General features: G+C 33.1%; 17 protein-coding genes and 2 tRNA genes. 6 read left to right on the top strand and 13 right to left on the bottom strand.

Annotation, left to right across the window (positions count from 1 at the left end):
- The first annotated feature begins 65 nt into the window (after positions 1-65).
- Complete coding sequence (locus tag B0A68_RS07880; RefSeq protein ID WP_035682298.1) at positions 66-782, top strand: DUF4369 domain-containing protein; 717 nt, start codon at positions 66-68, stop codon at positions 780-782.
- 67 nt (positions 783-849) lie between these two features.
- Here the strand turns inward: B0A68_RS07880 and B0A68_RS07875 are convergent, their stop codons facing one another.
- The 8 genes from B0A68_RS07875 to idi all read right to left on the bottom strand — a co-directional run bounded on the left by B0A68_RS07875 (position 850) and on the right by idi (position 4,706).
- Positions 850-1,305: a hypothetical protein gene (locus B0A68_RS07875; RefSeq protein ID WP_035682300.1), complete on the bottom strand. Its 456-nt coding sequence runs from the start codon at positions 1,303-1,305 to the stop codon at positions 850-852.
- A gap of 333 nt (positions 1,306-1,638) precedes the next feature.
- Positions 1,639-1,712 (bottom strand) — tRNA-Thr (locus tag B0A68_RS07870).
- 106 nt (positions 1,713-1,818) lie between these two features.
- A tRNA-Thr gene (locus tag B0A68_RS07865) sits at positions 1,819-1,892 on the bottom strand.
- Between the two features lie 78 nt (positions 1,893-1,970).
- Entirely contained in the window at positions 1,971-2,237 is a 267-nt protein-coding gene (locus tag B0A68_RS07860) for a hypothetical protein (protein WP_035682303.1), read from the bottom strand.
- 56 nt (positions 2,238-2,293) lie between these two features.
- The gene (locus B0A68_RS07855) at positions 2,294-3,262 is read right to left on the bottom strand and encodes a type I phosphomannose isomerase catalytic subunit (protein ID WP_035682305.1); all 969 of its coding nucleotides are present in this window, start codon (positions 3,260-3,262) and stop codon (positions 2,294-2,296) included.
- 23 nt (positions 3,263-3,285) lie between these two features.
- Entirely contained in the window at positions 3,286-3,744 is a 459-nt protein-coding gene (locus B0A68_RS07850) for a peroxiredoxin (RefSeq protein WP_035682307.1), read from the bottom strand.
- 3 nt (positions 3,745-3,747) lie between these two features.
- Entirely contained in the window at positions 3,748-4,158 is a 411-nt protein-coding gene (locus tag B0A68_RS07845) for a 6-carboxytetrahydropterin synthase (RefSeq protein WP_035682309.1), read from the bottom strand.
- Between the two features lie 20 nt (positions 4,159-4,178).
- On the bottom strand, positions 4,179-4,706 hold the full coding sequence (idi, locus tag B0A68_RS07840) for an isopentenyl-diphosphate Delta-isomerase (RefSeq protein WP_035682311.1): 528 nt from the start codon (positions 4,704-4,706) through the stop codon (positions 4,179-4,181).
- A gap of 289 nt (positions 4,707-4,995) precedes the next feature.
- Between idi and msrB the strand changes: the two genes are divergently transcribed.
- The 4 genes from msrB (at position 4,996) to B0A68_RS07820 (ending at position 8,923) form a co-directional block, all read left to right on the top strand.
- Positions 4,996-5,550 (top strand): peptide-methionine (R)-S-oxide reductase MsrB, encoded by a 555-nt coding sequence (gene msrB, locus B0A68_RS07835; protein WP_035682313.1) that lies wholly within the window; start codon positions 4,996-4,998, stop codon positions 5,548-5,550.
- Positions 5,551-5,558: 8 nt separating this feature from the next.
- Complete coding sequence (gene msrA / locus B0A68_RS07830) at positions 5,559-6,176, top strand: peptide-methionine (S)-S-oxide reductase MsrA (protein WP_205623778.1); 618 nt, start codon at positions 5,559-5,561, stop codon at positions 6,174-6,176.
- Positions 6,177-6,375: 199 nt separating this feature from the next.
- Positions 6,376-7,782 (top strand): aminopeptidase P N-terminal domain-containing protein, encoded by a 1,407-nt coding sequence (locus B0A68_RS07825; protein WP_035682315.1) that lies wholly within the window; start codon positions 6,376-6,378, stop codon positions 7,780-7,782.
- Positions 7,783-7,963: 181 nt separating this feature from the next.
- Positions 7,964-8,923, top strand: coding sequence for a quinone oxidoreductase family protein (locus tag B0A68_RS07820; protein ID WP_035682318.1), 960 nt, complete (start codon positions 7,964-7,966; stop codon positions 8,921-8,923).
- A gap of 190 nt (positions 8,924-9,113) precedes the next feature.
- Here the strand turns inward: B0A68_RS07820 and B0A68_RS07815 are convergent, their stop codons facing one another.
- The 3 genes from B0A68_RS07815 to B0A68_RS07805 all read right to left on the bottom strand — a co-directional run bounded on the left by B0A68_RS07815 (position 9,114) and on the right by B0A68_RS07805 (position 12,283).
- A complete protein-coding gene (locus tag B0A68_RS07815) occupies positions 9,114-10,202 on the bottom strand; it encodes a DUF6630 family protein (RefSeq protein ID WP_035687849.1) in 1,089 nt (362 codons plus the stop codon).
- Positions 10,203-10,276: 74 nt separating this feature from the next.
- Positions 10,277-11,836 (bottom strand): NAD(P)/FAD-dependent oxidoreductase, encoded by a 1,560-nt coding sequence (locus tag B0A68_RS07810; protein WP_035682320.1) that lies wholly within the window; start codon positions 11,834-11,836, stop codon positions 10,277-10,279.
- A gap of 24 nt (positions 11,837-11,860) precedes the next feature.
- Positions 11,861-12,283, bottom strand: a complete 423-nt coding sequence (locus tag B0A68_RS07805) for a hypothetical protein (protein ID WP_035682323.1) — start codon at positions 12,281-12,283, stop codon at positions 11,861-11,863.
- 132 nt (positions 12,284-12,415) lie between these two features.
- Here B0A68_RS07805 and B0A68_RS07800 point away from each other — a divergent pair, with 132 nt between their 5' ends.
- On the top strand, positions 12,416-12,655 hold the full coding sequence (locus B0A68_RS07800) for a hypothetical protein (protein ID WP_035682326.1): 240 nt from the start codon (positions 12,416-12,418) through the stop codon (positions 12,653-12,655).
- A gap of 96 nt (positions 12,656-12,751) precedes the next feature.
- Here B0A68_RS07800 and B0A68_RS07795 read toward each other — a convergent pair whose 3' ends face one another.
- Together B0A68_RS07795 and B0A68_RS07790 are read right to left on the bottom strand one after the other, a co-directional pair.
- Positions 12,752-13,171 carry a hypothetical protein gene (locus B0A68_RS07795; RefSeq protein WP_123947487.1) on the bottom strand — a complete coding sequence of 140 codons (420 nt, stop codon included), beginning with the start codon at positions 13,169-13,171 and terminating at the stop codon, positions 12,752-12,754.
- 4 nt (positions 13,172-13,175) lie between these two features.
- A complete protein-coding gene (locus B0A68_RS07790; protein ID WP_035682328.1) occupies positions 13,176-13,931 on the bottom strand; it encodes a hypothetical protein in 756 nt (251 codons plus the stop codon).

Below are 13,931 nucleotides of genomic sequence, written 5' to 3'. Positions count from 1 at the left end.
AATAAAAGTTCAACTTCTTTAGATTTAAACTATTTTCTTTATTTTGCACCAAAATCTAAAAACCAATGAAAAAATCAATTATTGCTTTTCTTACTCTTGTAACAATAGCATCATGCAGTAAAAAAGAATCTACTGACAGTGTACATATTACAGGGAATATAAAAGGATTAAAAAACGGAACTTTATACATCCAAAGAGTTGTTGACACTGCACTTGTTGCTATTGACAGTATTAAAATAGACGGAAATTCTGCTTTCGAAGCTGATGTAAAATTAGAATCTCCAGAGATGTTATATCTATTTTTAGATCGTGGTGTATCAAATTCATTAGACAATAACATTATGTTTTTTGCAGAGCCAGGAAACCTGAATATTGAGACAAACCTTGACAATTTTATTTCTAGTGCTAAAATTACAGGATCTAAAAACCAGGAATTGTATGAAGAATATCAAAAAATAAATTCTCGTTTTATAGACGAAAACCTTTCTATAGTGGAACCTAGATTTAAAGCTATAAAAAGACAAGATCAAAGAGCAATCGACAGCCTTAACGAAAAACAAGACAAAAACATCAAGAGAAAGTATTTGTACGCAACAAACTTTGCGCTGAACAATAAAGATCATGAGATTGCGCCTTATATCGCTTTGGCAGAGATTTACGACATTAACGTAAAATTCCTGGATACAATTCAGAAATCGATGACACCAAAAGTAGCCAAATCTTTTTACGGAAAAAAGCTGACAAAATATGTAGCTGATATTAAACAGCAGCAGCCAAAATAATTAATTAGATTATCCAAAAAAAAATCGTCCTGAATTCAGGACGATTTTTTTTTGGATAATCTAATGCTTACCTCGCAAACAAAAGACCTATAATTGAGAATATAAAAGCCACACCATATAAAATCAAAATAGAAAGGGTTAAGATCCCTATAAATTTATAATGCGATTTAAGATATTCGAACGAGCTCGTTAATGCTGCTGAATCATTTTCTCTAAAAGCTCTTTTAGCATTGACTGCAAACTTGTTTAAATAATAAATAGGAAAGAAATAAACTACAGCAATTATAAAGTAAAAAACTCCTATTAATCCGCCCATTCCACCTGTTAAGCCTCCCATTCCCTGCATTCCTCCCAAGGTGGAAAAAATGGTTCCTGCAAAAATTGCAATAACGACCATAAGGCCAATGAAGATAAATCCCATTATCGATAAGAAATAAGCCCATTTAGCTGTTTCTTTTAAAAAGTCCTTTGCAGATTGATCGAGTTGCAGCTCAAAGTTTTCAAAAACTGAATTGTCTTCCATTTTATATATTTTTGGTTAAGAAACAAACATAAGAAAAATATTATTACAATTTTATAAAAGCAAATTCCAATATTAATACTAAAACCTGTGGAGCTATAAAGTTAAAAATGAATTTAACCGCAAAGTGCGCTAAGATTTTTTACAGAAATCGTTAAAAAAAAAAATATCCCGAAGTGTCGGGATATGTTTCGATTCATAAAGCAAAATTAAACCTTAGCGTATCTTGCGGTTAAATTGATCCATTAGAATTTCACCATCATTTAGAATTTGGAGTTTCTTTTTTCACTTTTGAGCAAAAAAAAACCACCACTAAAAAGTGATGGTTTTACGTTGAGCCGGCGGAGGGACTCGAACCCACGACCTGCTGATTACAAATCAGCTGCTCTAGCCAACTGAGCTACGCTGGCGACTCATTACGGGTGCAAATATAAAGTGGATTTTTGTATTTTCCAAAATAAATTTACTTCTTATTTTAAATAAAAAACCATCACTCGGAGTGATGGTTTTATGTTGAGCCGGCGGAGGGACTCGAACCCACGACCTGCTGATTACAAATCAGCTGCTCTAGCCAACTGAGCTACGCTGGCGACTCATTACGGGTGCAAATATAAAGCGGATTTTCGTTTTCCCAAAATAAATTTGCACTTTTTTATGCTTTTTTTTGCTTACAATTCGTTGATCTTAGCAATCAATTGATTTGCAGTTTGTTCCAATTCAACATTAATTTGTTTGAAGTGCGCTTTCTTGTTTTCAACATTCTTTGCGTTCACTTTTGTGATCAAAGTATCAAAAGCAGCAATAGCTTCATCTACTAAAGCATTCGTTTCTGGAGTAGGATTTCCTGTTGTTGACATCTCAAACAAGTAAACTGCCTCAATAATATCTCCTAATACGAAATTGATGTCTTTCTTTAAATTCTTAACGTTTGCCATTTTATTTTAATTTTAATTTGCAGCTGCAAAAGTACATATAATCTTTTTATTTAGTGCTATGAAATGTAAATTTCTAAAAGAGAAGCTTTTCCGTCCAGGCTAAATGCATTTATCGCAGCAGGAACCAAAACTGTATCTCCTTTTATATACGATTGTTTGAAACCATTATATTCAATTTCAAAGCTTCCTTCGATACACATATAAACCGTAAAAGTTTCTCCAGATTTAGAAACATCTAATTTACTTTCCAGCGGAAGGAAATTGGTTGTAAAATAAGGACAATCTACTACAACATTAGAAGTATTTGCTTTTGTCTCATATTTTTTATGCGTATCTACTTTATTATAATTGATAGCGTCTAATGCCAAATCTACATGAAGTTCTCTTGTATTTCCCTGTGCATCTTTACGATCAAAATCATATAAACGGTACGTAATATCAGAAGTCTGCTGAATTTCAGCTACAACTAAACCTGCTCCAATTGCATGAACAGTTCCTGTTTCTAAAAAGAAAACATCTCCAGACTTGGCTTTTACATCATCCAGAATAGAAACTAATGTTTTATCGTTTAGATGTTTTAAATATTCTTCTTTACTGGAATCTTCTTTAAAACCAACAATGATGCGAGAATCTGCATCTGCCTGCATAACGTACCACATTTCTGTTTTACCAAATGAGTTATGGCGTTCTTTTGCCAATTTATCATTTGGATGTACTTGTATAGAAAGATCTTCTCTTGCGTCAAGATATTTAAACAAAAGCGGAAATTGTTTTCCAAAACGCTCATAAACTTTTGTTCCAAGAAGTTCATTTGGAGTTTCATCAATTAGATCCATCAATGATTTTCCTTTTAATGCTCCGTTTGCAACAACACTTACATCTCCTTCTACTGTAGAAAGTTCCCAGCTTTCTCCCGTAATTTGAGATTCTATAGGTTTATTAAGAATTGTTTTTAGCTTTTCTCCTCCCCAGATTCTTTCTTTCAAAATGGGATCAAATTGTAATGGGTATAAATTTTGGCTCATGATTTGGGCTTATATTGGTTAATTTATAATACTAATTCTTTAACTATTTCTAATGCTTTTGGGATATGTTTAGCTGCATTTACACTATCAAAAATATAAATAACCACTCCATTTCTGTCTATAACATACGTTACTCTCCCCGGCAGAAGTCCAAATAAGTTGTTTCGGACTCCAAATAAATGCCTCAGTTTTTTATCCTCGTCAGAGAGTAATACAAAAGGCAGTTTATACTTATTGGCAAATTTATTATGCGACTTAACGCTGTCGCTGCTTATGCCGATTACCTCTGCGCCTAAATCCTTAAAATCTTCGTATTGATCTCTAAAACTACAGGCTTCTGTTGTACAGCCAGGCGTATTATCTTTTGGATAAAAATAAATAACAAGCGGCTTTCTTCCTAAAACGCTTTGGCTTTCAAAAACTTCTCCGTGATTATCTTTTGCAGTAAAATTCGGAACTATATCTCCTATTTTCAATGACATTTATTATTCTCCTTTATAAGTTACAAAATTGCGGTCCGTTTCATACAGAACGATTTCTAAATCAAAATCGGGCTGAATTCTTTTTCTAATTTTATTCCATATCACAACAGCGATGTTTTCGGCTGTTGGATTCAAATCATGAAATTCCGGAACATCCAGATTCAGATTTTTGTGATCAAACGGAATTTCAACTTCTTCAAGTATAATATCCGCTAATACTTTCACATCTAAAACAAAACCAGTTTCTGGGTCAATTTTTCCTGTAACACTTACTGTTAAACCATAGTTATGCCCATGAAAGTTAGGATTGTTGCATTTTCCAAAAACTGCATTGTTTTTTTCAGGCGTCCAATCCTTTCGGTGTAGTCGATGTGCAGCATTAAAATGTGCTTTTCTTGATATGGTTACTTTCATTAGGTTTTGGTTAGGTCAGTTTAAAGCTTATGATCTTCTAAGTAATGATAAAATTCATCAAAAATTATTTTAAACCAAACGGTATAAATTTGGGGCTGCTCTTGAATATCGGTTTTAATGTCTTCAATTTTCATCCATTTCCAATCTTCTACTTCCTCGATATTGATTTCCGGATTATCATTATAATATCCTATCATCACATGATCCAGTTCGTGTTCCGTCAGACCGTTATCAAAAGGAGCTTTGTATATAAAATGAAAAAGCTCTTTTAAATCTGTCTGGAACCCCATTTCTTCAAATAATCTTCGGCTTCCGGCTTCAATATTTGTTTCGCCTTCGCGCTGATGACTACAGCAGGTATTGGTCCAAAGTAAAGGGGAATGATATTTTTGATGTGCACGCTGCTGCAGCATAATTTCGTTTTTATTATTTAAAATAAAAACAGAAAAAGCGCGATGCAAAACAGCTTTCTCATGTGCTTCTAATTTTGGCATTAAGCCAATCTGCTCATCTTTTTGATTAACTAATATTACGTTTTCTTCTGTCATATGGCGTATTGATCAAACAAAAATACGAAAAAAGAAATGGCTTGAAAATCCTATAGAAGATTGTGAAAAGTTTAACTCACTTTACAATTTATAAAAATTTGGCATTCAATAAATTACCATTACACAAAAATCAAAAAACCTTTAAAAATAAGAAATAAAAACTGCAGCTGTTAATTTTACGTAAATATAAAAAGTTAAAACTCACTTAAAATAATCTCAATTGTATCAGATACGAGATTTCAAGAACAACTCTCTCCGTATCTTTGAATTACAAAAACAGCCTCATAACATGAAAACAAAAACTCATTTTTTCAGCCTTTGCTTTTTGATTCCGCTTTTTATTTTACAGGCATGCGGACAAAATACCAAAAAGCAGCAAACTAAATCTACTTCTATGGAAAATGTAATTAATAAAGCCGGAAATCCATATTATTCTAATACTGATACCACAAAACTAAATATCAGCGATGCAGAATGGAAAAAAGTATTACCTGAAGATGTTTATGCTGTAATGCGAAATGCCGATACAGAAAGACCTTTTACAGGAAAATACTGGAACACAGACGAAAAAGGAACGTACTATTGTGCTTCTTGCGGGAATAAGCTTTTTAGATCTGGCGCCAAATTTGCCAGCAGCTGCGGATGGCCAAGTTTCTTTGAACAGGATAATAAAAAAAGCGTATTATACAAAACAGACAATTCTCTTGGCATGGAGCGTATTGAAGCACTTTGCGGCAGATGCGGTGGTCATTTAGGTCATTTATTTGATGATGGTCCCGAGCCGACAGGAAAACGTTACTGCATGAACTCTATTGCACTTGATTTTATCCCCGATTCTAAATAATTTTAACAATGAAAAATATATTTTTAATAGCCCTATTCGTTTTGACTTTAAACGGATTTGCACAAAACAATACAGCAAAAAAATCTTCAAACCTGGAAACTATTACAATTGGAGGAGGATGTTACTGGTGCGTTGAAGCGGTTTACGAAAATCTTGACGGAGTAAAATCTGTAGTGTCCGGTTTCTCCGGAGGAAAAGCGGCCAACCCAACTTACGAAGAAGTATGCACCGGAAATACAGGCCACGCAGAAGTCGTTCAGATTACCTATGATAAAAACATAACAGATATTAATGAGATCTTTAAAGTCTTTTTTACTGTTCATGATCCAACCACACTAAACAGACAAGGTGCAGATGTGGGCACACAATATCGTTCTGTAATTTTCTATAAAAATGCCGAACAGAAAAAAGCAGCAGAAAATATAATTGCCGAACTGAACAAAGCAAAAGTCTACAACAATCCGATTGTGACAAAAGTCGAACCTTTTAAAGCTTTTTATAAAGCCGAAGATTATCATCAGAACTATTATGCAAACAACAAAAATCAGCCGTATTGCAAAATGGTCATTCAGCCGAAAATTGAAAAATTTGAAAAAGTTTTTAAAGATAAAATGAAAAAGAAATAATAGTCTACAGCTCAATCCTAACCGCCTTTATTGGCGGTTTTTTTGTTTTAAATTATACCATTCTCTATAACTAAAAGTTTATGATAAGAAACATTCAAAATTCATACAGCAAACGTAAGTTCAATTCCTACAATCAATGCATATTTTTTGTAATTTGCAACACCTAAAAAACTAAAACCACTTTAAAAAAACCAAAAAAATGAAGCAATTATTTCTGTTTTTTATTTTACTAATTACTGCTCATCAAACTCATTCTCAGGAAAACCTGCCAACAGATTATCTCACAAAAGAATTTCATAAAGGACGACGAGATGCTTTTAGATCACTCATGCCGGCTAATTCGGTAGCTGTCATTTTTTCTTATCCCGAAAGAGTTTTTTCCAGAGATATCAATTATAATTTTCATCAAAATCCTGATTTATATTATCTGACTGGATATAAAGAACCCGATGCGGTTCTGTTGATTTTTAAGGAATCTCAAGGAACCGGTGAAAGTTACAATGAAGTTTTTTTTATTAGAGAAAGAAACGCATCAAAAGAAACCTGGACTGGAAGGCGTCTTGGAGTTGATGGAACAAAATCTAAACTCGGAATCAAGAACGTTTATAACGGAAAAGATTTCAAGGATTTTTCCATTGATTTTAAGAAATTCAGCAAAATAATTTATGATGTAATTCCAAGTGATATAGAAAGCAATCAAAGCGGCTTCGAATTATCTGGTTTAATTCAATCCTTTAAAACTAAATCTGGCATTAACACAGAAGACAAAACTTCTCAAATCTTATATGAAAATATTACAAATTCTCTTCGCGAAATAAAGACTCCCGAAGAAATAGAATTGATGCGTAAATCTGTTAAACTTTCCTGTATTGCACACAACGAAGTAATGAAAGCTGTTGGCCCAGATATGAGCGAAAATGAAGCCGACGGAATTCACGCTTACATTCACAGAAAATATGGCGCAGAAGGCGAAGGTTATCCGCCAATTGTTGGTGCCGGAGCAAATGGCTGTATCCTGCACTACGGCGATAATAACGCCACAAAAATTGACAATCAATTATTATTGATGGATGTTGGTTCTGAATATCATGGATATTCTGCCGATGTTACAAGAACAATCCCCGCAAACGGTAAATTTTCTGAAGAACAAAAGGCGATTTATCAATTGGTTTACGATGCGCAGGAAGAAGTTTTTAAAATCTGCAAAGAAGGAACTTCTCTTGGCGATGTCAATGCAAAGGCAAAAAATGTTCTGGCAAAAGGTTTAGTAAAGCTTGGAATTATTAAAGATGAGAGAGAAGTAAACAAATATTATCCTCATGGCTGTTCACATTTTCTTGGCTTAGACGTTCATGACAAAGGAAATTACTATAACGGATTAAAAGAAAATATGATTATAACCGTTGAGCCTGGTATTTACATTCCGGCCAATAGTAATTGTGACAAAAAATGGTGGAATATTGGTGTTCGCATTGAAGATGACATTCTAATTAAAAAAAGTTCATACGAAAATTTATCTGTCGATTCACCTAGAAAATGGGAGGAAATAGAAGCTTTAGCAAAACAAAAAAGTACTTTTAATGACATGAAATTTCCTAAAATATAATTTTATATTTTTACCCACAAGTTTAAGGATAAAAAGAGTTTTTGCCACGGATTTCACAAATCTACACTAATTAATTCGTGGCGAACTATCCAGATTTAAAATCATTTTAATCTGTGGCTAAAAGAAACTCTAACTAAAAAAATTATTAATCAGTAGTTGTAAAAATTATAAACTTAAAGAAATGAAAGCACTTACCTTTTCCTCTTTTGGAGATTCAGATGTTTTAGAATATATCGAAATTCCGGACCCTCAATTAAAGAGTGATGAAATTTTAGTCGAAATGAAAGCCGTTGGTTTAAATTTTGCCGATGTTTACAGACGAAAAGGAAATTACCATTTAAAAGGAAATCCGCCTTTTATTGCCGGTTACGAAGGTGCGGGAATTGTGGTTAACACTAACAATAATCCCGAATATAAAGTTGGCGATCGCGTGGCCTTTGCCGATGCGCCTTTTGCAAATGCAGAACTAGTTGCTGTAAATGTAAATCACATTCTTCCTTTGCCGGAAACGATTTCTTTTGAAACCGCTGCTGCTGTTTTACTTCAAGGTTTAACAGCGCATTATTTAGCGACAGACAGCCATAAAACAGCAAAAGGTGAAACTGTAATAATTCACGCCGCTGCCGGCGGAGTTGGACAGATCTTAACTCAAATCAGCAAACTTTTAGGAGCCAGTGTTATTGGTTTGACCTCATCTTCAGACAAAGCTAAAATAGCTCTTGAACAGGGCGCTGATCATGTTTTCTTATATAATGAAGATTGGAAATCGCAAGTTTTTAATATAATTCCAAAAGGTGCAGATGTTGTTTATGACAGTATTGGCAGCACATTGGCAGAAAGCTTCGAAGTCACAAAAGAATGCGGTCAAGTTGTTTTCTTCGGAATGGCGGGCGGTGATCCAGCGCCTGTAGATCCAAGAATGCTCATGGATGGTTCTAAAACTTTAACCGGAGGTGATTTATGGAGTTATTTAAATTCTAAAGAAGAAAGAATTAAAAGAGCAACTCAATTATTCAATTGGATTATTGAAGGTAAAATAAAACTTTCAGAACCCACTACTTTCAAGTTATCAGAAGGAAAACTGGCGCACGATTATTTAGAAAGCCGAAAAAGTACCGGAAAGATTATTCTAATTCCGTAAATAATAATTTGGGCGTGCCACCAATATAAAAAGGGGCTGACTATGCAAACCGCTTAGTCGCCCCTTTTTATATTGCTGTCGGGCTATCCGCGCTACTTCGGTAGCCTGCTCCTATCCCTCACGCAGAAACAGTAATCAGTTTTCAGAAGCACAAGCAGTGCTAACAAGATTATAAACAAAACAAATTAAATTACAACTGATTAACTTCAATCTTCGTTAATTCTGACAATTCTAAAATTCTTTCAACATCCTCTTTATTTGCAACAAAAAACAAATAATTATCTCCTTGCGTATCATAAGTTAATAATTCCAAATTCAATTTTTCTAATTCAGATTGAATATATGGAAACAGATTATGACTATAGGTTTCTTCAGGATAATCAAATGTAAAATCTTCACCCAGCATATAAGAAATAAAATATATCGCATCTTCGGGATCAAATTTCCAATCGCTGTTCCAGGAATCTATACTTTCAAAAAATGCAAAATGATCCTCTACAATACTGTAATATTCTTTTGCTTCCTTTTTATAATTCTTAAAAAGCTTTTTAGTTTGTTTTTTAAGGTCTTTTTCCTCAATGCTTCCTCTTGAAACCAATTTGACAAATTCCTCAAAAGTACTTTCTGTCACTTCTTCACTTTCTAATAAATTTTCTGATGAAGGCAGTTCTACACTTTCCGGAATTTCAATATTCATGTACTGGCACATTCCCTGCAAAACAGTTTTAAAATCTTTGATCCCGATTTCCTGAGTTTCATTTTTAGGTGTATTCACATCCAGCTTTTCCGAATCTAAAAGTCCTTTTGTATAATCTATAAAATGACTGCCTGTATATAAAATCTTAAAGTCGTTTATTTCTAAGCTATTGGTACAGCAAAACAAGATAATAAAGTTATTTAAAACCTTATTAAAATACTTTTTCATCTCTGCACTTGGCTGAGAATAAAATTGAATATGTATGAAATCAAATTCTAATTCCTGCTGCATTATTTCTTCAGAAACAACACCAATATCAACTTTTTTATAAAGTTCATTTAAAACTTCGTACGCATTTTTAAAACCGGCTTTTTCAATTTCGGCTCTTCCTTCTTCATGATCCAAAGAAGTTGGAAATGAATACAAATTCACCAAAACAGTTTCCTGAATACCTTTGATTTTTAATTCAACACTCCCTTCTTCATTATACAAATACGCATAAATGGGATCGATAACATCAAAGGAAATTATCGATTTAGGGTCATTATTTCTATTAAATAAATTTGAAAAAAAGTTTGCCATTTTATTAATCGTTACAATTAGATCTTTAACCAAAGTTAAAACGAAACATATTATAACAAAGTATTACGGCAAAATTATTTTAAAGTATCGGCAATCATCAAAGCACATTTTTCGCCGTCTATCGCTGCAGAAATAATTCCGCCCGCGTATCCCGCTCCTTCTCCACACGGATACAAACCTTTTATCTGCAAATGCTCGTACGTTATAGGATCTCTCGGAATTCTAACAGGCGATGAAGTTCTGCTTTCTGGCGCATGCAAAATCGCTTCGTTTGTCAAATAACCACGCATTGATTTACCAAATTCTTTAAAACCTTCGCGTAAAATCTGCGATAAAAATCCCGGAAAAACCTGCCCCATTTCTACCGAAGTAGTTCCCGGAACGTAAGAAGTTTTAGGAATATCGGCAGAAACCTTATTTTGGGTAAAATCGATCATTCTTTGAGCCGGAACTTTTTGAGTTTGTCCAGCCAAATGCCATGCTTTTTGTTCAATACTTTTTTGAAATTCCATTCCGGCCAAAGCGCCAAATTTTGCAAAAGGTTTAAAATCTTCTAATTTTAATTCGATTACAATTCCGGAATTTGCTGTTGCCTGATCCCTTTTAGATGGTGACCAGCCGTTTGTAACCACTTCACCCGGACTTGTGGCGCAAGGTGCAATTACACCTCCAGGACACATACAGAATGAATACATACCACGGCCGTTAACTTGTTTTACAATAGAATAAGGTGCCGGAGGTAAATATTCGCCGCGATAATCACAGCTGTACTGAATACTATCTATTAATTCCTGCGAATGCTCGGCACGAACTCCTAAAGCAAAAGGTTTAGCTTCGATTAAAATTTTCTTTCTATCTAATAATTCAAAAATATCACGCGCTGAATGTCCAGTTGCTAAGATGAGTTTATTTGCAAGGATCTTATCCCCATTTTGAGTTACAATTCCTTCCACTTCATTATTCTTCACAAGGATATCGGTTACTCGTGTATCAAACAAAACCTTACCGCCAAATTCTATGATTTTGTTTCGAATATCTTCAATAATTTTTGGCAGTTTATTAGTTCCAATATGCGGATGTGCTTCTACCAAAATATCTTCTGAAGCTCCAAAAGCGACCAAAAGTTCTAAAATACGAGTTACATCGCCGCGCTTTTTAGAACGCGTATATAATTTTCCGTCAGAATACGTTCCTGCTCCTCCTTCGCCAAAACAATAATTAGAATCTTCGTTTACAATATGCTCGACATTGATTGCTTTTAAATCGCGTCGGCGTCCTCTAACATCTTTTCCACGTTCTAATACAATTGGCTTTAAACCTAATTCTATCAATTGCAGCGCAGCAAAAAGTCCTGCCGGACCTGCTCCAACTACAATTACTTCTTGAGAATTAGAAACGTCTTTATAAACAGGAAGTTCGATTTTAATTTCCTGAAACGGTTCTCCTTTTAAATATATAATAACTTTCAGATTGATTTTGATTGCTTTCTGGCGCGCATCAATTGAACGTTTTAAAATAGTAATATGTTGAATTTCTTGTAGAGAAACTTTGATTTGTTTAGACAAATAGTCTTTTAGCAGCAATTCGTTTGATGCAATTTCCGGCGTTACCTGAAGTAAAAGTTCTCTTGGCATTTTGATTGAAAGGTAATAGTATTATTAAAAGATGCTAACCACTAAAAAATATACAAAAATACATAGTGGCAAAACCCCTATTGATATATAATGAAATTTTAAATATCTAAATGAAATTTCCAATGAATCTGAATCATCATTTTCAAGAGCCATCTTAAGACATGAAGAAAATTTATACAAAAAATACATTGGTAAAAAACAAAAAACACTCGCCAAGAAGAGAAAATAGGTCATAAACGAAATCATAAAATAACCTACACCACCTCCTGAAGGGACATCATCTATTTTTGAAATTACAATATAGTCATATACTGAAGTAATAATTGCAATAATTATTACAGTTAATCCAATTATTGAAATTATAGAAACCCATTTACTAACCGCCTTTAAATGACTTTTGGCTAAATCGGTAAATTGTAAATTACAAGAAACTGAATTCTCTTCCATTGCAGAATTTTTAAGAAACAAAATATTCTGCAAAAATAACACTTTGAATTGAAATTACTTGTTTAATATTAAATCCAATTTCAAACTAACCTTTGTACCTTTGCCTCTCTGAACCTTTGCACCTTAAAAAAAATGTCTAGAAAAATAAAACTGATTTGGGATTTTCGCGGTCCGGCTTCTGAAAAAACAGCCGAACATCATGAAATTCATTTAAAAGAATATATTGCAATCGAAAAATTACCATTAAATATTACGGGATACAAAATCATAAACGAAATGCACGCGATTGCTTTTATGGTTGTCACCGATGAAAATATGATTTCGGTAAGAGATGCTTTAAAACCACATCGAGGAGAGTTGTACGAAGGATAAAATTCAATAAAAAAATTCCACATTCCAAGTGACTATGTTGTCTGGAATTTGGAATTTATCCCGATAATTCGAGATTCGTTTTTTTTTGAAATAAAATTAAAAACTAATTTTATAATCACTGAATGTGTAGGTTTCCTTTTTTTCTCCTGAAAGTTTTATGCTTTTAAATTCTACTACTTCATCATTCTTCATTTCATAGCTATACACTTCAGGATCTTTTGCAGTAGAAGAAAGCTCATAAAACTTTCCTTTTTCTGTCCACCATTTCCCTTTTTCAGTAAAGGTTTCTATTTGACAATCTTCTTTTGTGGTAAACATAATTACATATGTTCCGTTTTCAAATCTTTGCTGGATCCAGTGTTTTTCTACGCCTTCGATCTGTTTTTCAACTTCAAAACCTTTCCAGACTCCAATTAATTTAGAATCTTGTTCTTTCTTTTCTGTAGAAAAACCAAAAATTAACATTGTCAATACCAAAAGACCAAGTGATGTAAATAATAATGATGTTTTTTTCATAGGATTAATTCAAGGGAATTTCAATTGTTTTCATGTAATCGTTTAAAAAAATAAACATAAAAGATTCAACTTGTTTGTCAGCTTTGTAATCAGCTTCTTTCTGTTTTAAATATTTATTTTCTTTATTATTATTTGATTTTTCAGACATCAATTCATTTAAAACCTTATCTTGATCAGCCGTCATTTCTTTAAATTCTTTTGCTTTTTGTTTGTATTCGTCAGTCTTTTTATAGTATTTAAAATATTTCTTTTTAAAATCCATAAATTCTTCACCGGTAATTTTTTTAGATTTTATATTAATGCCGTCTTTTAATTCTATTAATGTATAATTTTCGAATAAAGAACTATACCCCATATGAACATACTGCAGCATTTTTCCGGAAGGACAAATTAAAAGCCCTGAATAAAAATTACATTCAAAATTTTTATTATCACCAAAAACTTCCTTATAAATTGAAGTTAGAACGAAATCTGTCTGAGCTTTATCATTTTCTTTAGCCTCTTCTTTATAAATATTTTCGACCACTAATTTTCCATCCAAAAATTGAAAATAAGCAATATAACCTCTCCAATTTCCACTTGAGATTATAGTAATTAAATTTTTCGGTATTGGATGTGCTTCAAAATATTCTTGTAAAGGATTCGACTGAATTGACAAAGTATCCTTCCCGATTATCAAATAATCAGGAGCTTGAGCAGTGGCAAATAATTTAACTGAAATCAAAAAAGCTAAAATGAAATAGATTTTCGAAAATCTCAT

Source organism: Flavobacterium reichenbachii, from assembly GCF_002217435.1.
Classification (GTDB): domain Bacteria; phylum Bacteroidota; class Bacteroidia; order Flavobacteriales; family Flavobacteriaceae; genus Flavobacterium; species Flavobacterium reichenbachii.
The sequence above is the reverse complement of the archived record's forward strand: the minus strand, read 5'-3'. Positions and strand labels throughout refer to the sequence as shown.